Consider the following 25598-nt stretch of genomic DNA (forward strand, 5'->3'; position numbering starts at 1 on the left):
ATGTTCCGGCGCGACATTGCCGACAGCGGTCGGGACTCAACGAGAGTGAGCCGGGAAGGAAGCTGGAACTGTCTGGGGCACTGCGGTCGCAGACCTCAGCGAAGGAATTCCAGAAGGCTCCGCCCGGCAAACTCCAAAAGGGTGACCGCGGAGGCACAGGAGGGCACAGGAGCGACGGGTCATGCCCTCACACCATCGCCAACCTTTTTTTCTTCAGCGTATCCAACATCGAAAGCAGGATCAACCGGCCGTCGGCATTGCCCAGAATCTGCTCCGCGTTCCGCTCGGGATGTGGCATCATGCCCAGCACATTGCCCTGCGCATTGATGATCCCGGCAATATTGTCCAGCGAGCCGTTCGGATTAGCGTCCGGCGTCACCGTGCCGTCCGCCGTGCAATAGCGCAACACCACCTGCGCATTAGCCTTCAGGCCGGCCAATGTCACCGGGTCGGTATAGTAGTTGCCGTCGGCATGGGCGATCGGAATTTTCAAGACCTGACCGGATTCGCAACGGTTCGTAAAACTGGTTGCCGCATTCTCGACTTTGATGTACGCATCCTTGCAAATAAAATTGAGCGAAGCGTTCCTTAGCATGGCACCCGGCAACAGTCCCGCCTCAAGCAGAATCTGAAACCCATTACAAATCCCGAGGACCAGGCCGCCTTTTCTCGCGAAGTCCTGCACCAATCCCATGACGGGCGAGAATCTGGCGATCGCCCCTGTGCGAAGATAATCGCCATAGGAAAATCCTCCGGGCAACACCATCGCATCGAGGCCCGACAGTGACGTGTGCTTGTGCCAAATCATGTCGACCGACTGCCCGAGCACTTCTTTAAAGACATACTCGCAATCGTGGTCGCAATTACTACCGGGGAAAACGACAATGCCTATACGCATGGCATGCAGGTCATGAGTTAGAAGTTTAGAATCAAGAATCCGCTACGATAAACTATAACCAGCGATTCCTGGATCTGAACCATTCAGCACCCAGAACTCACAATTCAGAACTCGAACTCACCGTCCTCTACTGTCCGGTGAGCTCGTACCGGTATTCTTCGATGATCGTATTCGCCAACAATTTCTCGCACATGGATTTCAGCGCCTGCTCGGCCTTGTCCCTGTCCGATTCGTTCAGGTCCAGCTCCATGTACTTACCGACCCGGACATTTGTCGCGTCCTTGAATCCCAGCGAGTCCAACGCATGCTCGATCGCCTTTCCCTGAGGATCGAGGATGCCCTGCTTCAAGGTCACGTGAATTTTTGCTTTCAAGGCTTGGACTCCTGTTGTGGCAGCTTGTCGTTTATCGCATTGACATATTTTCTAATCCACAGAATGACTCCTACCGTCCCGAGGCCTCCGACTGACAAGGCGGCAAAGGCCCATCGCCACGGCGAATCCGTCAAATGGTACGCCATGAGGCCGACGGCCGCGGCCCATACCAGAATCGCCGCAATGAGCCCGTAGTTCATGAAGAACTCAAGAAACCGAGTCATCGCGCCAAACTTCCTTAAGAGAGTTCTCTATCGTCCTTCCTTTACACGTTCGGAAGCACCGAGCCCCACTGCGCCATGCATGACTTCGCGGGCACCGCACTCGCCGAACAGATGCGGTCCACTGAAAGTGGACGACGAGGACTGTCCGCAGTTCCGTTCGAGTACCACTCGGCACGGAACAAGTCCCGCACCCGACCAGATACGAGGCATAGTGCGGTCGGGACGTCGTGCCTGAGCAAAGGGGATCGGCACAACCGCTATCCATAGACCCTCTTCAACACCTCCTGATACGCCTCTTCGATCCTTCCCAAGTCCTTTCTGAATCGATCCTTGTCCATCGATTCCCCGGTGCCCATATCCCAGAAGCGACAGGTATCGGGAGAAATTTCGTCCGCCAGAATCAGCGCATCATGATGCAGACCAAACTCCAACTTGAAATCCACCAATTTCATGCGGCGCTCACGAAAAAACGGCAGCAGCAAGCCGTTCACTTTCAATGCCAGCTCCTTGATCTGCCGGACTACCGGGGGCGCAGCCAGCTTCAACAAACGCACATGGTCCTCGGTGATCAACGGATCACCGAGCGCGTCGTTCTTATAATAGAACTCCACGAGCGCCGGTTCGATCGGCTCTCCTTCCTTTAACGCCAGCCTCTTGGCCAGGCTTCCGGCGACGGTATTGCGGACGACCACCTCGATCGGCACGATGTTCACCTTCTTGGTCAGCATCTCGCGATCGCTCAGCCGTTCAATGAAATGCGTCGGAACGCCCCCCTGCTCCAAGAGCCGGAACAGCCGCTCCGAAACTTTGTTATTGATGACGCCCTTGTCCGCGATGGTGCCGCGCTTTTGCGCGTTAAAGGCCGTCGCATCATCCTTGAAGTACTGAATCACCTGATCGGGGTCGGCCGTCTCAAAAATCTTCTTGGCCTTGCCCTCGTAGAGTTGTGTCCCGATCGCCATGCATCACCGTCCAACTATCTCGGCCAACTCATCCCAGGATCTCTTCGTCCCGACCAGCGTCGGATGCCCGAATCGCCGATTGTGTTTGTTCTCCTTGACCTCTTCCAAGGCCAGGATGAGCTGATGGAACTCTTCCATCTTGGACGTTTCAAAATAGGTGATAAAGTCCACATCATCCAGCCCGCTCGAGTGATAGAGCTTGCGCTTCACGGTTTTCAAATACGGCAGCGCGGCCCCTGTATGCTCCAACATGAGCGCCGTACGCTTTTCCTGGTCCAACGCCCACCATTCGGCATCCTTCCGAATCGGGATCACAATCGCATAGGGGGTCGGTCCCGGGTCATCAGTCGGCGTTTTCAAATCGTTCTTGATCTGGTCCGGAAAACCCGGCACATAATTGGCTTTCTTGGTCAGTCCGTTCAGAAGTATCGAGACGCGCACATGCTTTCCGAACGATGTCGCGAGCAGATCAATGATCAGGCTCTGAATGTCCCGCAACTCGCGTCCATGCACACGGATCATGACATCGGCATGATCAGATAGGCCTCTCAACAGATACGAGTCAATAGCGAGGTTCTCGCCATGCCGAGCCAGCACTGACTTGGCTTCCGCAAGAGCCGCTTGCTTAACGGCCGGCTCAAGATTCCACCAATCGTGATCCGCTTGAAACGCCGCGAACGTGGCAAAAATCCCTGGTTCCGTCAGCAGTTGATTCCGCTCCGCCGCGTTCGAGGGAGAGATCCACACCAGACCGAACAACAACCCCAGCATGCCGATGGCCTGGATCAGTTTGGTCATTTTTTCCGTCTCCCTCTGCGACGTGGCGATGTGCCGAAGACCCGTCGATAAATTTCCTCGAGATGCCGAAGATAGTACGCCGGATTAAAACAGGACGCGATGTCCGCGGCCGTCAAATGGCGGGTGATAAAAGCATCTTTGCCGATCAAATCAGAAAACGTTCCCCCACCCTTCCAGGCCGCCATCGCATTCCGCTGGACCGCTTCATAGGATTCCTTGCGTTGCGCGCCCTTCTCGATCAAAGCCAGCAACAACCGCTGCGAATAGACCAGTCCACCCGTCAGTTCGAGATTCCGCTTCATCCGTTCCGGATAGACGACCAGATGCGTGATGAGGTCTGAGACCCGGGCCAGCATGTAATCGACGAGAATCGTGCTGTCCGGCATGATGACCCGCTCGACCGACGAATGGCTGATGTCCCGCTCATGCCACAAGGCGACGTTTTCCATCGCCGCCAGACTGTTCGCGCGGACCAGACGGGCCAACCCACAAAGATTCTCCGAGACGATCGGGTTCCGTTTGTGGGGCATCGCCGACGAGCCCTTTTGGCCTTCTGAGAAAAATTCCTCCACCTCCAAGACTTCGGTCCGCTGGAGATGGCGAATCTCCGTGGCGATCTTCTCGATCGTCGCCGCCAAGAGGGCCAAGGCGGCGGCATAAGCCGCATGGCGATCCCGCTGCACCACCTGATTGGACACCGGATCCGGCTTGAGACCGAGCTTGCGGCAGACAAATTCTTCAACTCTGGGAGCCTGATGCGCAAAGGTCCCCATCGCCCCGGACAATTTTCCCACGGCGATGTCTTCCCGCGCCGCCTGCAAACGTGTGCGATGGCGGCGGATTTCCTCATGCCAGATCGCCAATTTAAAGCCAAACGAGATCGGTTCTCCGTGAATTCCATGAGAACGGCCCACCATGATCGTGTTGCGATGCTCCATCGCCCGCCGCTTCAGGGCCTCGGCCAAGCTGTTCACGCCCTCAAGGATGAGATCGAGCGCTTCCGTCATCTGCACGGCCAGCGACGTATCGACGATATCCGAGGACGTGAGTCCCATATGGAGATACCGGTGGTCCCGCCCCACGGCGCCTGCCAACGACTCGAGAAATGCGATCACGTCATGTTTCGTGACCTGTTCAATCTCGGCGATCCGGTCCACGTCGATTTTGGCTTTCTTCCGGATGCGCGCGCTCGTTCCCCGCGGAACCTGTCCCGCTTGTTCAAACGCCGCGCAGGCCTGCAGCTCGACCTCCAACCAAATCTCATATTTGTGCTTGAGATGCCAGAGGGCCTTCATGCGCGGGCGGCTGTATCGGTCAATCATCGCGTCTCATCCCGGTTACTCGTCGCTCGCATCTCAAACACCCGTCACTCGTCGTTCGTCTCTCGTATCTCGTCGGTCACAAACCGTCGCTAGTCGCTCGTCACTCGTGTCTCGCCAGCTATGAGGGTTCCTTTCTTCACACTTCACGGCTCCCGAACACCGGCAGTTCAGGATGAGCCCGTTTTCGATCGAGGCGGGCATCGGAACTCAAGATCCTATCCAACACGCCGTTGACGAACTTCGATGCTTCATCATCGCCGAAGCTTTTGGCCAATTCGATCGCTTCGTTCATCGTCACTTTGGCCGGCACGTCCGGCAGATAGAGCAGCTCATAACAACCGGCCCGCAGGATATTGCGGTCGACAATCGGCATGCGATCAATCTTCCAGTTCGTCGCACAGGCGCCGATCAGCGTATCGAGCTCCTTCTTATGGGTCAAGACGCCGTCCACAAGCTGCTCCGCAAACTTTCTTGTGGCCTCCTCAAGCGGATATTCTTGCCAGAATTCATCCAGCCAGGATCCACCTCTTCCATGAATATCGTACTGAAACAGAATTTGGAGCGCCCGCTCCCGGGCCTGATGACGGGACGCCATATTACCGCTTTACCCCTTTCACAGGACGCCGCCTCGACCGCTCTTTCAGCACCACACGCGCCGCAGGCGCTTCGCAGATCGAATCTTTGATTAGTTGCTTCATGACGTTCGCCATTTCAATCGCAGTGACTGCTGCGCCGGCGCCGCGATTATGCCTGGCCGGATCGGCCCGTTCGATCGCCTGCGCCACGGTGTCCGTCGTCAAGACACCGAAAACCACCGGAATATTCGTATCCATCGAAGCTTGAAGGATGCCGCGGCTCGCCTCGGCGGCAATATAATCGAAGTGCGGGGTGTCACCCCTGATGATCGCACCGAGGCAGATCACGGCATCACATCGTCCCGACCGGGCCAATTGGCGCGCGGCCAACGGGATTTCAAACGCGCCCGGAACCCGGATTACTTCAAGATCCTCTTCCTTGGCTCCGGCATTGGTCAGAGCCTTGATCGCCTCGGCCAGCAAGCGGCTCGTCACGAACTTGTTAAACTTGCTCGCGACAATCCCAAACTTTAGTCCAGTCGCATCATGAGACCCTTTCCGGAGTTTCATCAGTTCACAACGGCCATGGCAAAAATAGCTGCTCAACGGGTCGGCATTCTTACCCAGCAGCCGTCACACCTTCTTGAGAATGTGTCCTAGCTTGGCTTTCTTTGTTCTCAAATACCGCTCATTCGCCGCGCGCGGGGCGATTTCGATGGGGACCCGTTCAACGACCTTCAATCCATATCCTTCAATCCCGACGATCTTACGGGGATTATTCGTGATGAGCCTGATCTGGTGCAGTCCCAGATTCACTAGAATCTGCGCCCCGACCCCGTAATCGCGCAGGTCCGCCTTGAACCCCAGCTTGAGATTGGCTTCCACTGTATCGCTGCCGGTGTCTTGCAATCCATAGGCCTTGATCTTGTTCAGCAAGCCGATGCCCCGTCCCTCTTGATTGAGATATAGCAGGACTCCGCGGCCGTCCTTTTGGATGATCTCCATGGCGCGATGCAGTTGATCACGGCAATCACAGCGAAGCGAGCCCAGTGCGTCGGCGGTCAGACATCCGGAATGGACACGAACCAGGGTCGGCACCTCGGAATCGACGCGGCCCTTCACCAACGCGATATGGGTGGCGCCGTCGACTTCGTTTTCAAACGCAATCGCCTCAAAATCACCGAACACCGTCGGCAGGAGCGCGCTCGCCGCCCGCTTGACGAACGTTTCCCGTCTCATGCGGTATTCGATCAACGCCTTGATCGTGACCATTTTCAATTTGTGGGATCTGGCAAATTTAGCAAGTTCAGGCACACGCGCCATCGTGCCGTCTTCGTTCATGATCTCGCAGATGACGCCCGCCGGATAAAGCCCCGCCAGCCTGGCAAGGTCTACCGATCCCTCAGTTTGGCCGGCACGTCGCAACACACCGCCCTTTTGTGCTTTCAAGGGAAAGATATGGCCGGGCCGGGCTAAGTCAGCCGGGGTGCTGTTCGGGTCAATGGCCACATGGATCGTCGTGGCGCGATCGGCCGCGGAGATGCCGGTCGTGATGCCTTTCCGCGCATCGATGGACACCGTAAAGGCGGTGCCGAACGTTGCGGTATTTTCGGCCGCTTGTGGCGGCAGTTGCAATTGCTCGACCCGATCCGGCGTAAGCGCCAGGCAAATCAGCCCGCGGGCATGGGTCGCCATGAAATTCACGGCAGCCGGTGTGATCTTTTCCGCCGCCAACACGAGGTCACCCTCGTTTTCGCGATCTTCATCGTCCACGAGGATGATGAATTTGCCGCGCTTGATATCCTTGATTGCGTCTTCGATCGAATTAAACGGCAAAGGCATGGCAGTGTTGAGTTATGAGTTCTGAGTTAAGAACGGTGAATACGACCCATTGCCTCCGCAGCGCGGAGCAGCTATCAAATTCCGGCATGATACCAGTTAAAAGCAGTGATCTTCTCCTCGCCTCCAACTCGGAACTCATCGTTCAGCACTCAGAACTGACTTTTTGCCGGCTCACATAACCGGTTTTCTTGATCCTCTGTCAACCAGAAAAACCCTCTCCATGCCGTTCGACAACGCTTTCCTGCTGAAGAGCCGTTCGAACGGTCACGGCTGCGACGGCAGCCACGACGGAAAACAGCCAGAGCCCTGATTGAAATGTCCCGGTCAGATCCTTGAGCGATCCCAGGCAAAAAGGCAGCAGAAATCCACCAAATCCGCCCGCAGCGCCGACGATGCCGGAGGCCATCCCCATTTGCTTCGGAAATTTTGTCGAGACTACTTGAAAGACGGCGCCATTCCCGAAGCCCATGGCCCCTACGGCTAAGACAGTATACGCCACCGCATGGAAAAACCCCGGCATTGTTCCGACCAGGGCCAGACAGAGCGCGATCCAAGCGAACACCAGCCGCAAGACGATCAGTCCGCCAAATCGATCGGCGACGTATCCGCCGACGGGACGAATGAGGCTTCCGACCAACCCGCATAGAGCCGTGATCGATCCCGCCGTTACCCAATCGGCTCCATATTGATCGTGAAGGAGAATCGGAAGAAAGCTGCAAAATCCGACAAATCCCCCGAATGTCACCGCATAGAGAAAGCTGACCCAGTGCATGGATCTTTGGGATAGAGATTTCACCATGGTCTGCCACCATCGCCGCCCCGGTTCTTGGCGTGCGATGCCCCGATCCGGTTGCACCAACGCCGTGAACAATGCGAGCGTGAGAACAAGAGGGATCACCATCAAACCAAAGACACCGTGCCACCCGACACTCTGCCCCAGTCGCGGCGCAAACAGCATCGCCAGGACGGTGCCGCTATTGCCGGCCGCCGCAACTCCCATGGCCAGCCCTTGATGGACAGGGGGATAGGCATAGCTCGCAATCGGCAACGCGACGGCAAAACTGGCTCCTGCCACTCCCAGCAACAGGCCCGTCATCAACAGCCCTCCATAACTCGTAGCCCCCAGCCATCCCCATGAGACGGCCAGGATTTCACAGATCAGCAGCACTATCCCCGTTCTTTTCGTCCCGTACTGATCGCTGCACAGCCCGACGGCGATACGCAAGAGAGCTCCTCCAAGCAGCGGAGCCGCAACCAGCAATCCTTTCTGCGTCGCCGATAAACCAAACGCTTCAGAAATCGGCACCCCAAGGGCTCCGATCAAGAGCCACGTCATGAAACTCACTTCGAAATGCAACCATGCGCCCAGCAGCGACGGCCAATGACCGCTTCGCAGCGCATCCACGACACGCATCATATGCGCCGCCTCCTGCTCATCATACTGTTCAACACGCTTATCGAATGCGTATCACTATACGAGTCACCGTTTGAACGGTGCAAGCAGGCGCCGCCGCCAAAGCCCTCCGCCTTTGTACAGGGCTCGGTATCTGTGATATTCGTATCTCTGGACCAAGGCCACCGCGCTATGGCAAAACGTAAACCCCAGCCTATGCATGAGACGGAGACTGATCCGGCTCATGAAACAAGCGACGCCGAGATTCTTGACCCGACCGATGAGGAGGTCGACGCACAGGAAGTACCCTCCGACTCATCTGATTCTATTGCCCAACCCGCCACGCCGCTGATCCCGGCCACGGAAACGACTTCGGTCGTCCCGGTTACCGCGCTGCAACAATATCTGGCCGAGATCCGTCGCTATCCCTATCTATCCAAGGAAGAAGAACTGCGCCTCTTCCGGGAGTATCAACTCAAGGGCGACCGCGACGCGGCGGTCAGACTTATTTTGGCCAATCTGCGCGTGTCGGTCGCCATCGCGGCGGAATATCTTCACACCGGCGCCGACCACATGGATCTCATTCAGGAAGGGAACGTGGGCCTGTTGCAGGCGATCAAGAAATTCGATGCCTCCAAGAACGTGCGTTTTTACGCCTATGCAGCCTGGTGGGCCAGGGCCTATATCCTTCGCTATTTGCTGAACACGTATCGCCTCGTCAAAGTCGGAACAACGCAGGATCAGCGCAAACTGTTTTATAACCTCAGAAAAGAAAAGGCGAAGCTGGAGCGGGAGGGATTCGTCCCAGATACGAAACTTCTGGCGGATCGATTGAACGTCCGCGAGCGCGACGTCATCGAGATGGACCAGCGATTGGGGAGCTGGGAACTGTCGCTGGATCAGCCGATCGGCGAGGAGCAGGACGGGACGCTCATGGATATCTTGCCGACGCAGGACGTCCCCGCCGACGAGAAATTGGCGGACACCCAACTGAAGCACCTCTTCCGGCAAAAGCTGGCCGAATTCATCACCAGGCTCGACGAGCGCGAGGAAGATATCCTACGCAACCGTATTCTGTCGGACACGCCGCTGACCTTAGAGGATATGGGGGCCAAATACGGCATCACCAAGGAGAGAACCCGCCAGGTCGAAGCCCGCATCATCAAACGGCTACGCGACTACATTAAGAAAGAAGTCAAAGATTTTGATCAGCTCCGCACCTAAGCGGTCCTTCACGGCATTCCTGATCTGTGCTTCTATCCATACCGGTCTGTGTACCTTCTTTGGCTCGCTTCCCGTGATGAGCGCAACACCGGTAGAAATGGAAAACACGCGCCCAGGAGATCCGACCTGGGTGCTGACCAACCCCGCCGATCACGAGATTGAAGGCTATGCCTCCGAGACCAGTGTGAACCGCGGCGAGACCATTACCTTTTTCATCAGCACCATCGATGCGTCGTATACGATCGAGATCTACCGGATGGGCTGGTACGGAGGAGCCGGAGCACGGCTCGTGAAAGGCGGAATCAGGCTGGAAGGCATGCGCCAAGCGATGCCTGCGCCCGACCCGGTGACGGGATTGATCGAATGCGAGTGGGTTCCGAGCTATGGCCTCGTGACCTTCAATCCGGACGATCCTTCCGATTGGATGAGCGGCATCTATCTCGCCAAGTTGACCGGCACACCGAGCGGTAAACAAAGTTATATGATTTTTGTGATCCGGGATGACGCACGCCCGTCCGACTTTCTCTTTCAAAGCAGCGTGACCACATATCAGGCCTATAACAGTTGGGGCGGGAAATCGACTTATCCATCCGGCAGCTTGGGCGAGCAATGGGCCCGGAAGGTTTCCTTCAATCGGCCTTACGCGCGCAGCGCTCACCCATCGGCCGCCTCCGGCGTGGGAGCGGGGGATTTTCTCACGGCTACTTCCATCCATCCGACTTCCCCGATTTCACCCGCCGGTTGGGAATACAATATGGTACGTTGGCTGGAACGACAGGGTTATGATGTAACGTATAGCACGAATATCGATATGCATCGGGATGGACATTGGTGGAAGCGGCACAAGGCTTGGCTCTCGGTCGGACATGACGAGTATTGGTCCAGAGAGATGCGCTCGCACGTGGAGGAAGCGCGTGAACGAGGCGTCGGTCTCGGATTCTTTTCCTCCAATACCTGCTATTGGCAAATTCGCCTTGAACCGAGTCCTCTGACAGGACAGCCTCACCGGACCATGGTTGCTTACAAGGAAACCGCGCATCAATCGGATCCTTACGCGATCGACGATGATTCAAGCAATGACCGGCTGGTGACGTCTCAGTGGCGCGACGCTCCCGTCAACGAGCCGGAAGAGTCGCTGATCGGGGTGATGTATGATGCGGTGCCCGTCGATGGGGACATCGTCATTTCGCAGTCATCGCACCCGATTTTTTCCGGCGTACCGCTGCCCCCGGATGGCAGGCTTCGCGGGCTTCTCGGCTATGAGGTCGACCGCCCGTTTTATGGAAGTCCGCTAGGTCTGAGGATATTGGCGCAATCGCCGTACGAAGTTGGAGGCCGGTGGAATCAAGCGGCCATGACGCTCTACACCTGGCCCAGCGGAGCCCACGTCTTTGCGACAGGCTCGATGCAATGGAGTTGGGGGCTCGATGACTACAATGCTCCGGACATCCGGTCCTCACGCCTCAGCGAGGCCGCTCAAGAAATTACAAAGAATGTGTTGGCCTTGCTGATTCAACCGCCTTCACACCATGAACCCGTCTTTCCCACTCATATCGGTTCGGTTGAACAGCAACTTTCCGAATCAGCCGTCCCCTGTTCCCGGCGCTCTTGCTAAATCTTGATGCTCTCGCGTAAAATCAGCAGCTTCTGAAGTAAAGGGGACCGGCCAGAATAATTTCCAGCCCGCCCTTGACTTGTCTCAGAGTGACGCTATCTACAATCCCGTACCTTTTGCAGGGTCGGATGTTGTGCGCGACGCCCAATTCGTGTTTGTCATTTAACCAACCACTTCAGTTCCAGTGTTCATCATAAGGAGGAGGACTGCGTATGGCGACGGAAACAAAGGAAAAAAAGTCAGCGGTGGCCAAGAACTTCCAACCTCTCGGTGACCGCGTGTTTGTCACCTATACCGAGGAAATGGAACGCACATCCGGCGGTATCTATGTCCCGGATACGGCTAAGGAAAAGCCTCAGCGCGGAACCGTGCAAGCCATCGGGAAGAAGGTCGAGAACGTCAAGATCGGCGATCAAGTGCTCTTCGACAAGTATTCCGGCAGCAAACTTCGCATCGATGATGAGGAATGCCTGATCCTCAAGGAAGAGGACATCCTCGGCATTTTCACCAGCTAATTCGCAATAGCCACGACCTACGAACCATTGACGTAAAGGGAGGAGCATTATGGCAAAGCAACTGCTGTATAGTGAAACGGCCCGAGCGGCCATCCTGAAAGGGGTGAACCAGCTCGCCGATGCGGTCAAGGCGACACTCGGCCCCAAGGGGCGCAACGCCATTCTCGACAAAAAATTCGGTGCGCCCACCATCACCAAGGACGGGGTGACGGTCGCGAAGGAAATCGAGCTCAAGAACCCGTATGAGAACATGGGCGCCCAGCTCGTCCGTGAGGTCGCCAGCAAGACCAGCGACACGGCCGGCGACGGCACCACGACCGCCACGGTCTTGGCGCAAGCTATTTACCGCGAGGGGGTCAAGAACATTACGGCCGGCGCCAATCCCATGGAAATCAAGCGCGGGATCGACAAGGCCGTTGAGGCCGTCGTGGCCGAACTGAAGCGGCTGAGCAAGCCCTGTCAGGCCAAGACAGAGATCTCGCAAGTCGGAACGATCTCCGCCAACAACGATAAGACGATCGGCGACCTGATCGCGGAAGCGATGGAAAAGGTCGGCAAGGACGGAGTCATCACGGTTGAGGAAGCCAAGTCCATGACGACCTCTCTCGATGTCGTCGAGGGCATGCAATTCGACCGCGGCTACATCTCCCCCTACTTCGTCACCAACGCCGAGCGGATGGAAGCCGTGATGGATGATCCGCTCATCCTCATCAATGAAAAGAAAGTCAGCAGCATGAAGGACCTGCTTCCGATTCTTGAGCAAGTGGCCAAAATGGGCAAGCCCCTGGTCATTATCGCGGAAGAGGTCGAAGGCGAAGCCCTCGCGACCCTCGTGGTCAACAAGCTGCGCGGCACCTTGAATGTGTCCGCGGTGAAGGCCCCCGGCTTCGGTGATCGCCGCAAGGCCATGTTGGAGGACATCGCCATTCTGACCGGCGGCCAGGTGATCTCCGAAGATCTCGGCCTCAAGCTGGAGAATGTGAAGCTGACCGATCTTGGCCGTGCCAAGCGCGTGACGATCGATAAGGACAACACCACGATCGTGGAAGGGCACGGCGATCCCAAGAAGATCGAAGGCCGGGTCAAGCAGATCAAGGCCCAGATCGAGGAAACCACGTCCGATTACGACCGCGAGAAGTTGCAGGAGCGGTTGGCGAAGATCGTCGGCGGCGTGGCCGTCATCAACGTCGGCGCGGCGACCGAGACTGAAATGAAGGAAAAGAAGGCCCGTGTCGAGGACGCCCTGCACGCGACCAAGGCGGCCGTGGAAGAAGGCATCGTGCCGGGTGGGGGCATCGCCTACCTGCGCTGCATCAAGGCTCTCGACAACGTGAAGGACGTCCCGGCCGAGCAGAAGGTCGGCGTCGATATCGTGCGTCGCGCGTTGGAAGAGCCGATTCGTCAGATCGCCGCCAACGCCGGTTCGGAAGGATCGGTTGTGGTCGGCAAGGTTCGTGAAGATAAAAACACGAACATCGGCTTTAACGCCGCAACGGATGAGTATGTGGACATGATCAAGGCCGGCATCATCGATCCCACCAAGGTATCGCGCACTGCATTGCAGAACGCGGCCAGCGTGGCGGGACTGATGCTGACCACCGAAGTCATGGTCACGGAGATTCCGGAGGAGAAGAAGGAACCCATGGGCGGCCACGGCGGCCACAACCATGGAATGGAAGGCATGTACTAAGCGAGGAGCCGACGGCTAGCGGCGGATAGCCGTTAGCTGGAGCAGTCAAAGCGGCCCGGTGGCGCCAGCCACCGGGCCGCTTGTTTTTCCAATACCTTTCCTCGCGACAAACAATCGTCACGAGCGGCGGATCGCCGATAACGTGGCCCGCAAGAGACCGGACTGTTGCGGAGTATAAAAGAAGCGACGAAACGTTCGATTCACGTGGTTGGTATGGCGCGCATGGTCGGCGCGGAATCGCGCAAGGGACGCCCGCCGATTCCTCGCATCATAGCCCATCCGGATGGCACATTGCGTCAAGTGTTCCTCATCATCGGGAAGGGAATGTGTTTGGATCTCGTGCACCATTTGCAGCTTATGTTCAACATCCCGGAGAAAACGATAGGCCTCGGCCAACCGCGCCAGTTCGCGTTGGGACAGAAGACCGTGTTGATACAAACGCTCCAGCGCGGCGAGCGTATTGCGGCTGACAATGCCGGATAGGCGCCCGCCGGCGATCACTTGAACCGTCTGGGCAAGGAATTCGATCTCACGAATTCCGCCGATGCCCAATTTCACGTTGCGCCGCTCGTGTCCTTGATCGGCGATTTTCTCGTCGATCATTTCTTTGACCGCCCGCACGTCGCGAATGATAGCCAAGGCGCCTTGTTCGTCTCCCATCCCGAGGACGCCTTGATTCCAGACAAACCGCTTCGTCATGCGGACAAAGGCTTTGCCCAAGGCATGCGAGCCGGCGACAGGCCAGGATTTGAGCAAGGCTAATCGTTCCCACACACGCCCCCTGGTACGGTAATATCTGGCATACTCGTCCAGCGAACGGGCCAACTGTCCCACGCTTCCCTCGGCGCGAAGGCGGAGATCGACGCGAAACAAATAGCCTTCCTTGGTCGGTTCCGACAGTGCCTTCGTCAACCGGCGCGCGAGCAGCTCAAAGTATTCCTCGTTGGTGATTGTGCCGGAGCCGGGTGAATCCTTGAGCCGTTCCGGGTGGTCCTTTCGTCTCGTGTGCCCTTCGGAGGAGTACACATAAATCAGGTCCACATCGGAACTATAATTAAGCTCATGCCCGCCCAGTTTGCCCATTCCGATCACCGCAAATTCTGCTTCGACCCACCGTCCTTCACGGTTGAGATGCATAGGAACGCCATATTCCCCGCGAAGGTCGCGATCGACGATTTCATACGCCGCTTGAATCAGCACGGAGGCCAGATGCGACAGGGATGCCGTCGTCTCCTCGACGGTCGCGAGCCGGAATAGATCCCGCACGCCGATCTTCAACATTTCCCTGCGCCGGAAGCGCCGGAGCGCCTCCAGTTTCAACTCCGTGACAGTCAAGCTTCCCATGGTGGCCCGGAGGGCCTTTTCCATCCCGACCCGCGACGGCGGACTGGACAATACATCTTCTTCCGCCAGCCAATGAATCAACGTGGGATCCCGAATGAGAGTAAAGGCCAAGGCGTCACTGTTGCCAAAGATCGTACAGAGCAGATCCAGCATGCGGGGAGACGCATGGAGGTAGTCCAACGTAGAAGCGCGGCTGACCCCCCCGGAGAACAATCGTTCCCAATGGTTGAGCGCCTGGTCAGGGTCGGCGGTGCCGGCGGTGGATTCAAGCAGGTCCGCCAGAATCGTCGCAAGCTGCCGGCGCTCGTGAGGCTCACCGGCCATCGACTGAATGTTGCGGTCCGCCTCCTCGAAAGATCGCACGCCGTATGGCAACAGGATACGGCGCACCTCCTGGATACTGAGCCCGGGAGCCAACAGCAAAGGAGTGGGGTCCCGCGGCCTCGCCGTTTTGGCCGGGGCGCTGCCAGGAGCGGACCGGATGGGCTTGTTTAAAGTTTTCCTCATGGCGGAGGCATTATACTGACGGGATTCTTGGGGTACAACGAAACATCCTTCAGGTATACTGGACGTCATGCCCGCTTCACAGTTCCTTTCTCAATCGCTTCGGGAATTGATCGCATCCCGGTGCAAGGAAATAGCCGACGACATCATCGACGATTTTCTCGGGCGCATGGATCCGGACTATTTCGCTAATTTTGAACCGGAAACGATCGCCCGCCATATTAGGCTTGCCTCGGCCCTCTCGCTCGACAATCCCTGCGAATTGTCCTGTGTGCCGCTGAATGGGCATCACGTCGAACTTACGGTCGTGGCCTATGACTATTTTTCTGAGTTCGCCGCCATCTGCGGGCTCTTATCCGCATTCGGACTGAATATTGACGAAGGCCGCATCTATACCTTTACCGAGGCAGAGGTCCCCGCCGCTTCAGGAACGGACCGATGGCGACGCCATCGCCCGAAGGCACGACCCGGGCTCAGCCGAAAAAAGATTGTCGATGTGTTCCACGTCCATCCGGTCGAAGGGGCGGTCTTTACCGCACAACATCAACAACGATTGTCGGAGGAACTGATCCGTGTCGTGAAGTTACTCGATGACAATCGTTTTGAAGAGGCGCGCCAACGTGTCAATCGGCAGCTCGTCGAGTGGCTTAGTCAACGGCGGAGCGCCTTCAGCGGCCTGCTGCACACGGTCCAGATCACCTTCGACAATAACCGCTCACCGACCGATACAGTCATGGACATCCGGTCCGATGATACGCCGGCCTTTCTCTACGCCTTTGCCAACGCGCTGGCCATGCGGAATATCTACATCAGCAAGGCGCAGTTTGAGAATGAGGGCGGCAAGTTGCGCGACCGGTTCTATGTCCGCAATCGCTATGGCCAAAAGGTCATTGACGAGACCGACCAGCAGCAATTGCGCCTGACCGCCGTGCTGATTAAACAATTTACCCATGCCTTGACCTGGGCTCCCGATCCGGCGAAGGCATTGGAAGCGTTTGATCAGTTTTTGGACCTCATCATGGAAGAGTCCGCCCGTTCGAAGGATTCGCCCGCGTTGAAGTACTTGCAGGACAAAAAGAGTCTGCCCGTTCTCGCTCGACTGCTTGGTGCGAGCGATTTCCTATGGGAAGATTTTCTGCGGCGTCAGCATGGGAACTTGCTGCCGATGCTGCACGATTATCAAGACGCGCCGTTGATCAAGCCCCGGGCGGCGCTTGGGAAAGAGTTGGACCGGCTCGTGGCGCGCGCGAAGAGCGATGAGGCGCGCAAAGAAGCGTTGAATCAGTTCAAAGATCGGGAACTCTTCCGAATCGACATGACGCACCTGCTCGAGGCCGCAAGCAGCCTCTCCGATTTTTCACTCGCCTTGACCGAACTGGCTGAATTGATCATGGCCCGTAGCCTCAAGGATTGCATGGCGAAGCTGGGGCGGCGATATGGAGCACCGAGGCTGGACAGTAACCGAGCTTGTCCTTTCGTGATCCTCGGCATGGGGAAATTCGGTGGACGTGAACTCGGCTATGCTTCCGACATCGAGGTTCTCTTCGTCTATGGCGGAACCGGGCAGACCGGCGGGAAGGAGCGCGTGGCCAACAGCGAATATTTCGAACGGTTGGCCCAGGAATTGCTGGGATGGATTGAAGCCAAACAAGAAGGTATTTTCCATCTCGATGTCCGGCTTCGTCCGCACGGCGGCAAAGGCTCATTGGCCAATGCGATCGATGAGGTGCGGAACTATTACAGCGCCTCGGGATCGGCCGCCCCCTTCGAGCGCCAAGCGCTCATCAAGCTCCGCACGGTCGCAGGCGATCGCAGCCTCGGCCGGCAGGTGGAAATGCACCGTGATGCATTCGTGTACGGCATGGAACCGTGGGATGAAGAAACGGCGTTGGACCTCCGGCGGCGGCAGATCAAAGAACTGGTCGAGCCGGGACAGGTCAATGTCAAGTACAGCGCGGGGGGTCTCATCGACATCGAGTATGCCGTGCAATACCTTCAAATACTCCACGGGCATCGCCGGCCGGCGCTGCGGCAAGTCAACACGTTGCAAGCGCTCGCGGCTCTTGCACGAGAAGACTTGATCAATCCTCAAGAGGCCGAGCGGCTGGAGAAAGCCTACACCTTCATTCGAAAGCTGATCGATGGGCTTCGCATGGTGCGGGGCCATGCCAAGGACCTCGTCCTTCCCGAGACCTATTCCGACGAGTTCGTCTTTCTGGCTCGACGGCTGGGCTACACCACGGAAGACTGGCAGGCCGGTGCCAAGCGCCTCCAGTCGGACATCGAGCAGCATATGAGCGGGACGAGGAAGTTTTTTGAGAAGAGGTTTGGAAGGTTGTGAGATGGGGAGGACAGCGGGCCTGCCCGGCTCCGGCGGCGGCTCAAACCTGCATGGCCTCGAAGCGACTCGGCTGCGGAACTCGGTCCGTTGTGACATTTGTCAACGGACCTTCGGGCAGTCCTCGCCGCCACCTGCGGTGACCGTCGCTCCAAGGCCATGCGAGCCACCGCAAGTCGCCGGGAAGCCCGCATCCTCCTGACCTCAGGGAAAGAGCGAACAGTGCTCGCACTTCGCCGAGTCGGTGAGATACCGTGGTCATTGGAGGACTCCGTGCGCGGCAGGGTTGACCACAAAAGGCCGGCGATGTTTCGCGACGCTATGGACGGCCGCCAGCAGTTTGTGCATGGCGGCGATGAGGGCGACCTTGGCCAGTTTGCCGAGCACGCAGGCGCTCGTAGAACGCTTTCAGCCAGGGATTGAAGCGGACCGCAGCGAGCGTCGGCATCCAGAGGGCCGCCCGCAGCCGCGCATGGCCCAGCGGGGTCAGCCCCGCCCGGCGAACTGTCGTGTGCCGGACTGGCGCAGGGCGGGGATCACGCCGACATAGGCGGCCAACGCCGCCGCACTGCGGAAGGCCGCGGGAACCGCCGCCATCCTGCGGGAGATTGCGGACGTCTTCACGAAACAACTTGGCGCCTCTAATCCCGCCTCAGGACCCCGCGCTTCCCTCGTACGCGCGCAGCAGATCGGCTACCGACAACACGCCGATAATTGTACCGTCCTCAGTGACCGGCAGATGTCTGATGCCGCTTTTCTTCATTAGATTGGCGGCTTCAGCCAAGGCTTCGCTGTCCTCGATCGTGACGACCGCTTTGGTCATGCACATGGTGACCGTCGTCGTATTGGGATCGAGGCCTTTGGCCACGGCTTTGCGGCTGAGGTCGGTGTCGGTGATGATGCCGATATATCGGGACCCGTCATCCACGAGCAGTGACCCGACTTTCCATTTTTGAAGCAGCCGACCCGCCTCCTTAATCGAAGCCTGCCGATGCACGCTTCTGACATCGGGAGACATATACTCGGCCACTTTCTTGCCGTTGAAACGATCGGCCGGTCTCCTTCCCATTTCGATCCCGCGCGACACCCTTCTAAGCGTCAATTGAGCCAGACAACTCTCCAACACTTGCTTGCGCTGATGCAAACTTTCCCGCTCCGTATCGTGCGCGCCGCTTTCCTGTGCCTCTTCCGGAAGAATGCCGGTTTCTCCCAGCTTGGCGTAGTAATAGGCTTCGATCTCATTCGACAAGGTACCGAACACCTGTCCGATCAGGTCTTCGGCCTCCTCGTCGAACTGTTCAAGCGACCCGGCGGATCGTTTTCTGGCCAGCAAGGCCGGGAAGGCCGCGAGTTTCTGACGGAACTGTTCGATATGGCGATCGAGCATGAGCCCGCGCGCCATGGTCATTTTTGCTTTCTTCGGCATGAGCCCTCCGTATGAAGTTCGAGGCAGAGAATAGCGCAACCCGCCAAGTGGCTCAATAGCCCATCTGGTCGAATCGAGGTCGCAGCCCCGGCCGCCGGCTGATCTTCTCTGATGTCCCGCCTTCTGACTCTATCCGGCCACTCGCTCGGCTTCGGCAGTGCCGATAGTCTTGCGAGCCGGGCCTTGTCCGGCTTTTCTTACATCTCCGCCGCGCACCCGATGCATCTTCTCCCGCGTGTGGTACGGGACTAACCCCTCCAGGACGGCCGGCAGTTTGTCGCATGGCACATCCTCCATGATCTTGACGGCCGGCTTCGGATCGATGCCCGATCTCCCCCCCACGAAGATGTCCACTGCGTCCACCACCTTGCCGTCCACCTTGCATTTCTTTCCCAGTAGACCGATATCGGCCACCAAATGGTTGCCGCAACCGGCAGGACAACCAGACCAATGCATGGTGATGGGCTTGATATTGGAACCCAGGTGCTTTTCCAAAATCCTGGCTGTCTCCACCGCCCGGGTCTTCGTCTCGATCACCGCCAGATTGCAATAGTCGTTGCCCACGCAACTGACCAGGCCTTTATAGAGCGGCGACGGATTATACGAAAATTGCTGCACCAGGCGTTCTTGCGCCAGGTCGCCGACTTTCCGGTCACTCACATTCGTGATGATAATGCTTTGGCTAGGCGACAAGCGCATCTCACCCGATCCATATCGTTCCGCTAACGCGCAGATCGACTGCAAGTCCGTCGCGGTGATCCGCCCCACCGAAATCTTGAGACCAACATAATTCACGCCCCGTTGCCGTTGACGGAAGATGCCGACATGGTCTTTTTCCGCGTTTTTCCGCACATCCGTCCCGGCGGGAGACAGCTTGCGTCCTACCAGACGCTCGACTTCTTGGCGAAATCGGTCGGTTCCCCACTCATCGAGTAAAAAGGCCAGGCGCGCTTGTGTGCGATTTTCGCGCGGCCCATGGTCCCGGTAGATTTGAATGATGGCGCGGCACACATCGAAGGCTTCGGCCGGAGTGACGAATATGTTGAGCGGACTTGCGATGCGATAGCCTCCCGATCCAAGCTTGCCGCCGGCGAGAACATTGAACCCGAAACACTTGTCATGGCCAATATCGTGATAGGCCGGGACGAGCGACAGATCCTGCGTTTCCGCATGCAGGCAGTTGTCGGGACAGCCGGTGACAGCGATATTCATTTTTCGTGGCAGGTTGGAGTATTCGCGGTTGTTGATGATCTCGTCGTCGAGCACCCGCGCAATCGGCGTCGCATCGCACAATTCGTCCGGGCTTAGACCCGCGACCGCACAGGTCATGATGTTCCGGACATTATCCATGCCGGTTTGAAGCGATGTCAGTCCGACCTCTTCCAGTTTGTCAAAAATGACCGGGATCTGCTCGATCGTGACGTGCCGGAGTTGAACCTGTTGGCGCGTCGTCACATCCAACAAGCCGTTGCCATAGGAGGCCGCGATGCCGGCCAGGGCGCGCAACTGATAAGAATTGGTTTTGCCGCCAGGAATACGGACCCGGATCATGAAATGGCCCGGCGTCGGATTCCGCAGAAACAGGCCGCACCACTTCAGACGCTGGACATCAGATTCAGGGATAGACTGCCATCCCGTTCGCGCATAATTCGCGATCAGTTCTTTGACATCCAAACCGTCTCGCTCCTGTTTCAGCAGTTCAATCTTGTTCATGCAGCCACACTCCTTATCACGTGGTAATCCATGCCGACCTTCCGCAATAGGACATCCCCCGTCCGACTCAGATGGTCCACCGCGAGCAAGACCTGCGAAGCTGTCAAACCGGACAGGGTGACCAATTCTTCCAATGTTCGCGACACCCTGTCCGGCAATAATCGAAGCAGCGTAACCTCGTCGTCTGTTTTCATGACTCCGCCCTCCTCATCCTCCTCCTCGTTTGCCCTGCATTTCCTTCTCATAGAACTGGACCATCTCGGCAATCTCCTCCTCGGTCAGGCCCTTCTCGATCCATTTGTGGCCTTCCTTGCGGAGCATCTCTTCCGCCACTGCCGGCGACAGCTCACGCACCAACGGCAGGAACTTGGTGTAGAAACTCTTGGCGACTTCGTAGAACCCCTGCCAATGCACATAGTCCGGTGCCACTTTGGAGAGCCCGTGTCTGGCTCGGCGCCCCTCATGGTGCCAGAGCTCGTAGAACACCCATTCGATCTTTTCATCGTACGGGGTCGGCGTGATCTTCTTCATCTCGAGCAGCTTGTCCATCGCCGCCTTGGCCGGCCGGCCGAATTTGTCGTTGTACAGGTTGATTCCTTGGTCCATCGAGGTAAAGAATCGCTCCACGATCTGCTCGCTGTGACAGGAGGAACAGACTTGTCTCATGGCCTTTCGCCGGTCCTCGTAATTCTCCAGCCTCGTTGAAATAACCGGACGGAGAGTCCAACTGATGCGTTCTCCGACATCGTGCGTCACCTCTTGCGTACCGGTCGCGCTCATATGGCAAGTGGCGCAGGTGGGGAAGAGGTAATCTTTTCCCGGGTGCCACTTCTCCGATGGATCGGCCAATTTCATTTTTTCTTTATTGGCCTCGTACATGACGCCATGTTTGCTTTCGTAATAGGCCTCGATCTGCGGATGATCCGGACCCATGTGGCAGCGGCCGCAACTCTCCGGTTGCCTAGCCTGCGCGACGGAGAAACTATGTCGGGCATGGCAGGCGGAGCAGGTGCCCTTCGACCCATCCGGATTCACGCGCCCGATTCCCGAATTCGGCCAGGTGGCTGGATGGAGCTTTCCATTTTCCATCACCTTAATGATGCTTCCATGGCAGCCGGCGCACCCGGTGGTCACGACCTCCGGTCCTTCCACGACGTTCCCAAGAAAGTTGTCGAGCGAGCCGGTAAACTGGGCGCCCTTGGCATGGTGGGATCGTGCGAATTCCTTTGCCTCTCTGTCATGGCAGCGCATGCAGTCCTTGGGAGTGACCAACGTTGAGATGAGGAAGCCTTCATGGTCATAGGCGTCCGTTTCGCCTTTCTCGGCGCGATGGCACTCCACACAGCCGATGCCCTTGGGCGCATGGCGGCTGACTTTCCAATCGTTGATCCCGCCCACTGCGACATCTTTGGCCGTATGGCAATCGATGCACCGCTTGTTTTCGGCGGACACAAACGGGCGGAGCCCACCCCCACGCCGCTCTTCGACCTGAACATACCCGACTCCGGTCAGCGCGAGGAATAACACCAGACACAATCCCCCGATGATGTACCGCGAGAAATTGAGTGTTCCATTCCGTTGGCGTCGTGTTTCTTCACCCTGTTCTTCACCGAGGTCTTGCATACATGCCTCCTCTACATCACATCACGGTATCCAACGCCATCAAGACCGCCACTCCAAGGACGAGCAGCGTACCTATGATCGCGTTCATCATTACCATCGGCCATCCACGTCGCGATAATTCACGATCCACGAATGGGTACATCACAAACAGCCCGGCGCCCCCCAAGAGACTCCACAGTGCCACCGGCCCCGGCAGCAAGGTAATCCACATATACGGAGCCGAGAAGTACCAGGGCGGGGACACATCCGACGCCACCTCCTGCGGATTGGCCGGTTGGCCGAGGGTTGGGGGAAAAATCATCACGACATCGACGATCAGCAGGAGCAATCCCACCGCGATCGCCCCCATTTTCAAGGTATGTTCGGGAAAGAACGGATGGAATCCGCGACTTCCCTTCACCTCCGCAAAGCCCATCAACCGGACAATGATCACATGGCCGATCACCAGACCGCCCCACAACGCGGGCAGGAGCTTGGTATGAAGATCATAGAGCCTTAAGAGGGTAACGCCTGAGACCTCTTCACCGCCCCTGAGGAGATACAACAAAGGAGTTCCCACCACCGGCAGCGTTCCGATCATGTTGGTCACGACCGTCATGCCCCAGTAGGACACATTGTCAAAGACCAGCGAATAGCCCGAAAATCCCATGGCGAACGTGACGAACAGCACGATGGAGCCGCTGACCCATTTCAACTCGCCGGGCGGCCGGTACGCGCGCGTGATGAACACCCGGATCACGTGAAACAGCAAAAAGAGAATCATGAGATCGACAGAGGTCTTGTGTAATCCTCGGATGAACCACCCGAGGTAGATCTGATTCGTAAGCTCCTCGACACTCTCATAGGCTCGTTCCGGTGAAGGCACGTAGTAAAACGTGAGCAGGAGCCCCGTCGTCACCAAGAGCCCGAACAGCGTGAGAGGAATCGCGCCCAGCGTGTATGGCCACCAATCCAGATGCTGCGGGAGGTCCTTCTGGATGTAATCCACCCACGTCTTGCCTTTATCACTTTCCGTGGTGTGGGAAGCCTGTGTTTCGATCGATGACATCCGCTTACCTTTCAGGAGTTCTGAGTTTTGAGTTATGAGTTCTGAGCTATGAGTTCTGAGCTATGAGTTCTGAGTCCTAAGTTCTGAGTTGTTCAAAGAATCACCGGCTTCGTGTGCAGCTTTGTCGCGGCAGCGAATCCGACACTGCAAATGAACCGCTCATGGATAATGCGGGTTAAGCATTCACAATATTGACATACAACTGGCCGCCTCGTTTCAGGATCTCGAATCGATCGAGCGGGCGCGGCGGCGGGCCGGCAACGTTCAGCCCCGTCTTGTCAAAGACTCCTTGATGGCACGGGCAGACAAACTGTTCCCGTTCCTTGTTCCAAGACACGAGACATCCCAGGTCCGTGCAGCGCCTCGAAAACGCGGTGATTCCCTCGTCTGTCCTGAGCACCAGCATCTTGTGACTCCCGAGGTCAATCGGCACGGCTTCACCGAGCGGGATTCGCGATTCTCCGCCGATCAACACGGCTTCGTACCGCTTCGGCTTCTGGCTGGGAATGAGAAACTGCGCGAACCGTAAGCTGAGCGCACCAAGGCCGAACAGCATCCCGAAGCCCATTACGGCTTGGCTCAGAAACTTTCGTCTTCCTGCATCGTCATGAACAATCGCCATTCAACACCTCATTGCTCGTCGTACATGAATCACGTTATCGTGAAGCGCGTCGATTACGCGATTTCGCGACTGTGTACATCCAACATCTCATGAGTACCCCTTCTCCCCATGTTGTGTCAGATCAAGCCCCATGGATTCCGCTTCCTCCTCCACCCGCGGCACCAGGACCATCCGAAGCACCGTGATCACCACGAACGTCATACCGGCCGCAAACAGCGCCACCGCCAGCATCGCAACGACCTGAGCAAACAACTGATAGGGATACCCATTGAACAGCCCGTCGCTTCCGTCGGGATTCACCGCGGTCGACGCAAAGAGCCCCGTGGCGATCATGCTCCATGCGCCTGCGACTCCATGCATGCCGAATACATCCAAGGAGTCGTCATAGCCCAGAATAAGCTTGACGTAGTTGACAACCATGTAGGACAGGGCTCCCGCCCCGATCCCGATGACGATCGCGGCCAGCGGACCGACATAGCCCGCTGCCGACGAGCTCGCCACCAATCCCGCGACCGCTCCGCTTACGGTTCCCAACGCAGTCGGTTTATCCCGCTGCATCCACTCGGCCAAGGTCCAGGTCAGGGCCGATGCGGCAGCCGCCGCGTGAATCGCCACCAGCGCGCTCGTGGCCGTATTCATGGACGAGGGTGATGGACCGGCGGAGAAGCCACACCATCCGACCCACATGAGCCCCGCGCCACATACGGCAAATGGTAGATGGTTCGGGATCATCTCGATTCGTCCATACCCCCTCCGAGGCCCGATCACGAGCGCGGCAACCAAGGCACTGACTCCTGCCGACAGATGGATCACCGCCCCGCCTGCGAAATCGAGACTCCCCATATTGGTCAGCCATCCTCCGCCCCAGAGCCAGTGCGCGATCGGACCGTACACCGCACCCACCCAAACAAGTCCGAAGAGTAGGAAAAACATGAACCGAACCCGTTCCACCAGCGTTCCGCTCACCAACGCCAAGGCCAGTGCTCCTGATAGGGCGTGGTGAAGTGCACGCGACGGGCGGCCGCTTTCCATGCCCGTCGCCGCAGTTTCATATGAGCCGACCGCTATCCTTTCACCCCACAACAGCCACTCAATAGAAGCCAGCACCAGCGCGAGAAAAATCATGGCCATCGTGTTCAGGACGTTTTTCTTCCGCACCATTCCGCCGTAGAACAAGGCCACGCCTGGGAACGTGAGCATGACCAGCGTCGTAGACATCACCAGCCACAGGGTGTGATCGCGCTCAGATATCATACGACCGCCTGCTTGATACGCACTTCGTACTGAAGTCCGCCCGCCCGTTGTAACCGAATATCGCCGGATCGGCTCAGGCGGTCGATCGCCAGAAAGACCTGTGACCAGTCAAGACCAGACGCCTCCACGAGGCTGTCCATGGTTCGGACCTGTCCTTTTCGCAGAATATCCAGCAGCACCTCTTCCGTTGACACATTGTATTCGTAAGCCGAAGCCGTCATGGTATCCTCCTTCGTCGTAGGGACTGAAAATACAAAGGCGCCATAAGCTGATCGAAAGAGGCGGCGTTGCCTCC

General features: G+C 57.5%; 25 protein-coding genes and 1 pseudogene. 5 read left to right on the forward strand and 21 right to left on the reverse strand.

Annotation, left to right across the window (positions count from 1 at the left end; genetic code table 11):
• Positions 1 to 187: 187 nt before the first annotated feature.
• The 10 genes and pseudogenes from purQ to ACWGXE_RS15410 form a co-directional block, all read right to left on the reverse strand.
• Positions 188 to 898 carry a phosphoribosylformylglycinamidine synthase subunit PurQ gene (purQ, locus tag ACWGXE_RS15365; RefSeq protein WP_447598774.1) on the reverse strand — a complete coding sequence of 237 codons (711 nt, stop codon included), beginning with the start codon at positions 896 to 898 and terminating at the stop codon, positions 188 to 190.
• A 127-nt stretch (positions 899 to 1025) separates the two neighbouring features.
• On the reverse strand, positions 1026 to 1271 hold the full coding sequence (gene purS / locus ACWGXE_RS15370; protein ID WP_447598775.1) for a phosphoribosylformylglycinamidine synthase subunit PurS: 246 nt from the start codon (positions 1269 to 1271) through the stop codon (positions 1026 to 1028).
• Complete coding sequence (locus tag ACWGXE_RS15375; protein WP_447598777.1) at positions 1268 to 1495, reverse strand: hypothetical protein; 228 nt, start codon at positions 1493 to 1495, stop codon at positions 1268 to 1270. Before ACWGXE_RS15375 ends, purS begins: the two co-directional genes overlap by 4 nt.
• Positions 1496 to 1752: 257 nt before the next feature.
• Complete coding sequence (purC, locus tag ACWGXE_RS15380) at positions 1753 to 2457, reverse strand: phosphoribosylaminoimidazolesuccinocarboxamide synthase (RefSeq protein WP_447598778.1); 705 nt, start codon at positions 2455 to 2457, stop codon at positions 1753 to 1755.
• A gap of 3 nt (positions 2458 to 2460) precedes the next feature.
• A complete protein-coding gene (locus ACWGXE_RS15385) occupies positions 2461 to 3255 on the reverse strand; it encodes a chlorite dismutase family protein (protein WP_447598779.1) in 795 nt (264 codons plus the stop codon).
• Positions 3252 to 4577 carry an adenylosuccinate lyase gene (gene purB / locus ACWGXE_RS15390; protein ID WP_447598781.1) on the reverse strand — a complete coding sequence of 442 codons (1326 nt, stop codon included), beginning with the start codon at positions 4575 to 4577 and terminating at the stop codon, positions 3252 to 3254. The genes ACWGXE_RS15385 and purB overlap by 4 nt, the downstream gene beginning before the upstream one ends.
• A gap of 136 nt (positions 4578 to 4713) precedes the next feature.
• A complete protein-coding gene (gene nusB / locus ACWGXE_RS15395) occupies positions 4714 to 5172 on the reverse strand; it encodes a transcription antitermination factor NusB (RefSeq protein ID WP_447598782.1) in 459 nt (152 codons plus the stop codon).
• 91 nt (positions 5173 to 5263) lie between these two features.
• Positions 5264 to 5722 (reverse strand): annotated as a pseudogene (gene ribH / locus ACWGXE_RS15400) (6,7-dimethyl-8-ribityllumazine synthase); the annotation flags it as partial.
• Positions 5723 to 5785: 63 nt separating this feature from the next.
• Entirely contained in the window at positions 5786 to 6988 is a 1203-nt protein-coding gene (locus ACWGXE_RS15405) for a bifunctional 3,4-dihydroxy-2-butanone-4-phosphate synthase/GTP cyclohydrolase II (RefSeq protein ID WP_447603754.1), read from the reverse strand.
• 205 nt (positions 6989 to 7193) lie between these two features.
• Positions 7194 to 8411: an MFS transporter gene (locus ACWGXE_RS15410; RefSeq protein ID WP_447598783.1), complete on the reverse strand. Its 1218-nt coding sequence runs from the start codon at positions 8409 to 8411 to the stop codon at positions 7194 to 7196.
• Between the two features lie 168 nt (positions 8412 to 8579).
• Between ACWGXE_RS15410 and ACWGXE_RS15415 the strand changes: the two genes are divergently transcribed.
• From ACWGXE_RS15415 to groL, 4 genes are all read left to right on the forward strand, one after another.
• Positions 8580 to 9611 (forward strand): sigma-70 family RNA polymerase sigma factor, encoded by a 1032-nt coding sequence (locus tag ACWGXE_RS15415; RefSeq protein ID WP_447598784.1) that lies wholly within the window; start codon positions 8580 to 8582, stop codon positions 9609 to 9611.
• A 130-nt stretch (positions 9612 to 9741) separates the two neighbouring features.
• Complete coding sequence (locus ACWGXE_RS15420; RefSeq protein ID WP_447598785.1) at positions 9742 to 11226, forward strand: N,N-dimethylformamidase beta subunit family domain-containing protein; 1485 nt, start codon at positions 9742 to 9744, stop codon at positions 11224 to 11226.
• 212 nt (positions 11227 to 11438) lie between these two features.
• Complete coding sequence (locus tag ACWGXE_RS15425; RefSeq protein WP_447598786.1) at positions 11439 to 11741, forward strand: co-chaperone GroES; 303 nt, start codon at positions 11439 to 11441, stop codon at positions 11739 to 11741.
• 49 nt (positions 11742 to 11790) lie between these two features.
• Complete coding sequence (gene groL, locus ACWGXE_RS15430; protein ID WP_447598787.1) at positions 11791 to 13431, forward strand: chaperonin GroEL; 1641 nt, start codon at positions 11791 to 11793, stop codon at positions 13429 to 13431.
• 117 nt (positions 13432 to 13548) lie between these two features.
• Here the strand turns inward: groL and ACWGXE_RS15435 are convergent, their stop codons facing one another.
• Positions 13549 to 15282: a [protein-PII] uridylyltransferase family protein gene (locus tag ACWGXE_RS15435; RefSeq protein ID WP_447598788.1), complete on the reverse strand. Its 1734-nt coding sequence runs from the start codon at positions 15280 to 15282 to the stop codon at positions 13549 to 13551.
• Positions 15283 to 15349: 67 nt separating this feature from the next.
• Between ACWGXE_RS15435 and ACWGXE_RS15440 the strand changes: the two genes are divergently transcribed.
• Entirely contained in the window at positions 15350 to 17620 is a 2271-nt protein-coding gene (locus tag ACWGXE_RS15440; protein ID WP_447598790.1) for a [protein-PII] uridylyltransferase family protein, read from the forward strand.
• 255 nt (positions 17621 to 17875) lie between these two features.
• On the opposite strand, the gene ACWGXE_RS15445 is transcribed toward ACWGXE_RS15440, so the two are convergent.
• From ACWGXE_RS15445 to ACWGXE_RS15490, 10 genes are all read right to left on the reverse strand, one after another.
• Positions 17876 to 18004: a hypothetical protein gene (locus tag ACWGXE_RS15445; RefSeq protein WP_447603947.1), complete on the reverse strand. Its 129-nt coding sequence runs from the start codon at positions 18002 to 18004 to the stop codon at positions 17876 to 17878.
• A 99-nt stretch (positions 18005 to 18103) separates the two neighbouring features.
• Positions 18104 to 18214 (reverse strand): transposase, encoded by a 111-nt coding sequence (locus ACWGXE_RS15450; protein ID WP_447603755.1) that lies wholly within the window; start codon positions 18212 to 18214, stop codon positions 18104 to 18106.
• A 55-nt stretch (positions 18215 to 18269) separates the two neighbouring features.
• Positions 18270 to 19043 (reverse strand): CBS domain-containing protein, encoded by a 774-nt coding sequence (locus ACWGXE_RS15455; protein ID WP_447598791.1) that lies wholly within the window; start codon positions 19041 to 19043, stop codon positions 18270 to 18272.
• Positions 19044 to 19172: 129 nt separating this feature from the next.
• The gene (locus ACWGXE_RS15460) at positions 19173 to 20756 is read right to left on the reverse strand and encodes a ferredoxin--nitrite reductase (RefSeq protein WP_447598793.1); all 1584 of its coding nucleotides are present in this window, start codon (positions 20754 to 20756) and stop codon (positions 19173 to 19175) included.
• Positions 20753 to 20950: a hypothetical protein gene (locus tag ACWGXE_RS15465; RefSeq protein WP_447598795.1), complete on the reverse strand. Its 198-nt coding sequence runs from the start codon at positions 20948 to 20950 to the stop codon at positions 20753 to 20755. The genes ACWGXE_RS15460 and ACWGXE_RS15465 overlap by 4 nt, the downstream gene beginning before the upstream one ends.
• 13 nt (positions 20951 to 20963) lie before the next feature.
• A complete protein-coding gene (locus tag ACWGXE_RS15470; protein ID WP_447598796.1) occupies positions 20964 to 22379 on the reverse strand; it encodes a multiheme c-type cytochrome in 1416 nt (471 codons plus the stop codon).
• A 16-nt stretch (positions 22380 to 22395) separates the two neighbouring features.
• A complete protein-coding gene (locus ACWGXE_RS15475; RefSeq protein ID WP_447598797.1) occupies positions 22396 to 23427 on the reverse strand; it encodes a cytochrome b in 1032 nt (343 codons plus the stop codon).
• Between the two features lie 175 nt (positions 23428 to 23602).
• On the reverse strand, positions 23603 to 24049 hold the full coding sequence (locus ACWGXE_RS15480) for a QcrA and Rieske domain-containing protein (protein WP_447598798.1): 447 nt from the start codon (positions 24047 to 24049) through the stop codon (positions 23603 to 23605).
• 87 nt (positions 24050 to 24136) lie between these two features.
• Positions 24137 to 25303 carry an ammonium transporter gene (locus ACWGXE_RS15485; RefSeq protein ID WP_447598799.1) on the reverse strand — a complete coding sequence of 389 codons (1167 nt, stop codon included), beginning with the start codon at positions 25301 to 25303 and terminating at the stop codon, positions 24137 to 24139.
• The gene (locus ACWGXE_RS15490; protein WP_447598800.1) at positions 25300 to 25524 is read right to left on the reverse strand and encodes a hypothetical protein; all 225 of its coding nucleotides are present in this window, start codon (positions 25522 to 25524) and stop codon (positions 25300 to 25302) included. The genes ACWGXE_RS15485 and ACWGXE_RS15490 overlap by 4 nt, the downstream gene beginning before the upstream one ends.
• Between the last annotated feature and the right edge of the window lie 74 nt (positions 25525 to 25598).

It is taken from the genome of Nitrospira sp. Nam80, from assembly GCF_965152575.1.

Bases quoted from the DNA above. Each gene is read 5' to 3' on its own strand.
- purC (WP_447598778.1), bottom strand. From the start codon at position 2,457: ATGGCGATCGGGACACAACTCTACGAGGGCAAGGCCAAGAAGATTTTT.
- purB (WP_447598781.1), bottom strand. From the start codon at position 4,577: ATGATTGACCGATACAGCCGCCCGCGCATGAAGGCCCTCTGGCATCTC.
- purQ (WP_447598774.1), bottom strand. From the start codon at position 898: ATGCGTATAGGCATTGTCGTTTTCCCCGGTAGTAATTGCGACCACGAT.
- ACWGXE_RS15455 (WP_447598791.1), bottom strand. From the start codon at position 19,043: ATGCCGAAGAAAGCAAAAATGACCATGGCGCGCGGGCTCATGCTCGAT.
- ACWGXE_RS15440 (WP_447598790.1), top strand. From the start codon at position 15,350: ATGCCCGCTTCACAGTTCCTTTCTCAATCGCTTCGGGAATTGATCGCA.
- ACWGXE_RS15485 (WP_447598799.1), bottom strand. From the start codon at position 25,303: ATGATATCTGAGCGCGATCACACCCTGTGGCTGGTGATGTCTACGACG.
- ACWGXE_RS15415 (WP_447598784.1), top strand. From the start codon at position 8,580: ATGGCAAAACGTAAACCCCAGCCTATGCATGAGACGGAGACTGATCCG.
- ACWGXE_RS15385 (WP_447598779.1), bottom strand. From the start codon at position 3,255: ATGACCAAACTGATCCAGGCCATCGGCATGCTGGGGTTGTTGTTCGGT.
- ACWGXE_RS15375 (WP_447598777.1), bottom strand. From the start codon at position 1,495: ATGACTCGGTTTCTTGAGTTCTTCATGAACTACGGGCTCATTGCGGCG.
- ACWGXE_RS15425 (WP_447598786.1), top strand. From the start codon at position 11,439: ATGGCGACGGAAACAAAGGAAAAAAAGTCAGCGGTGGCCAAGAACTTC.
- ACWGXE_RS15460 (WP_447598793.1), bottom strand. From the start codon at position 20,756: ATGAACAAGATTGAACTGCTGAAACAGGAGCGAGACGGTTTGGATGTC.
- ACWGXE_RS15480 (WP_447598798.1), bottom strand. From the start codon at position 24,049: ATGGCGATTGTTCATGACGATGCAGGAAGACGAAAGTTTCTGAGCCAA.
- ACWGXE_RS15465 (WP_447598795.1), bottom strand. From the start codon at position 20,950: ATGAAAACAGACGACGAGGTTACGCTGCTTCGATTATTGCCGGACAGG.
- ACWGXE_RS15435 (WP_447598788.1), bottom strand. From the start codon at position 15,282: ATGAGGAAAACTTTAAACAAGCCCATCCGGTCCGCTCCTGGCAGCGCC.
- ACWGXE_RS15490 (WP_447598800.1), bottom strand. From the start codon at position 25,524: ATGACGGCTTCGGCTTACGAATACAATGTGTCAACGGAAGAGGTGCTG.
- ACWGXE_RS15410 (WP_447598783.1), bottom strand. From the start codon at position 8,411: ATGATGCGTGTCGTGGATGCGCTGCGAAGCGGTCATTGGCCGTCGCTG.
- groL (WP_447598787.1), top strand. From the start codon at position 11,791: ATGGCAAAGCAACTGCTGTATAGTGAAACGGCCCGAGCGGCCATCCTG.
- ACWGXE_RS15470 (WP_447598796.1), bottom strand. From the start codon at position 22,379: ATGCAAGACCTCGGTGAAGAACAGGGTGAAGAAACACGACGCCAACGG.
- nusB (WP_447598782.1), bottom strand. From the start codon at position 5,172: ATGGCGTCCCGTCATCAGGCCCGGGAGCGGGCGCTCCAAATTCTGTTT.
- ACWGXE_RS15475 (WP_447598797.1), bottom strand. From the start codon at position 23,427: ATGTCATCGATCGAAACACAGGCTTCCCACACCACGGAAAGTGATAAA.
- ACWGXE_RS15450 (WP_447603755.1), bottom strand. From the start codon at position 18,214: ATGGCGGCGGTTCCCGCGGCCTTCCGCAGTGCGGCGGCGTTGGCCGCC.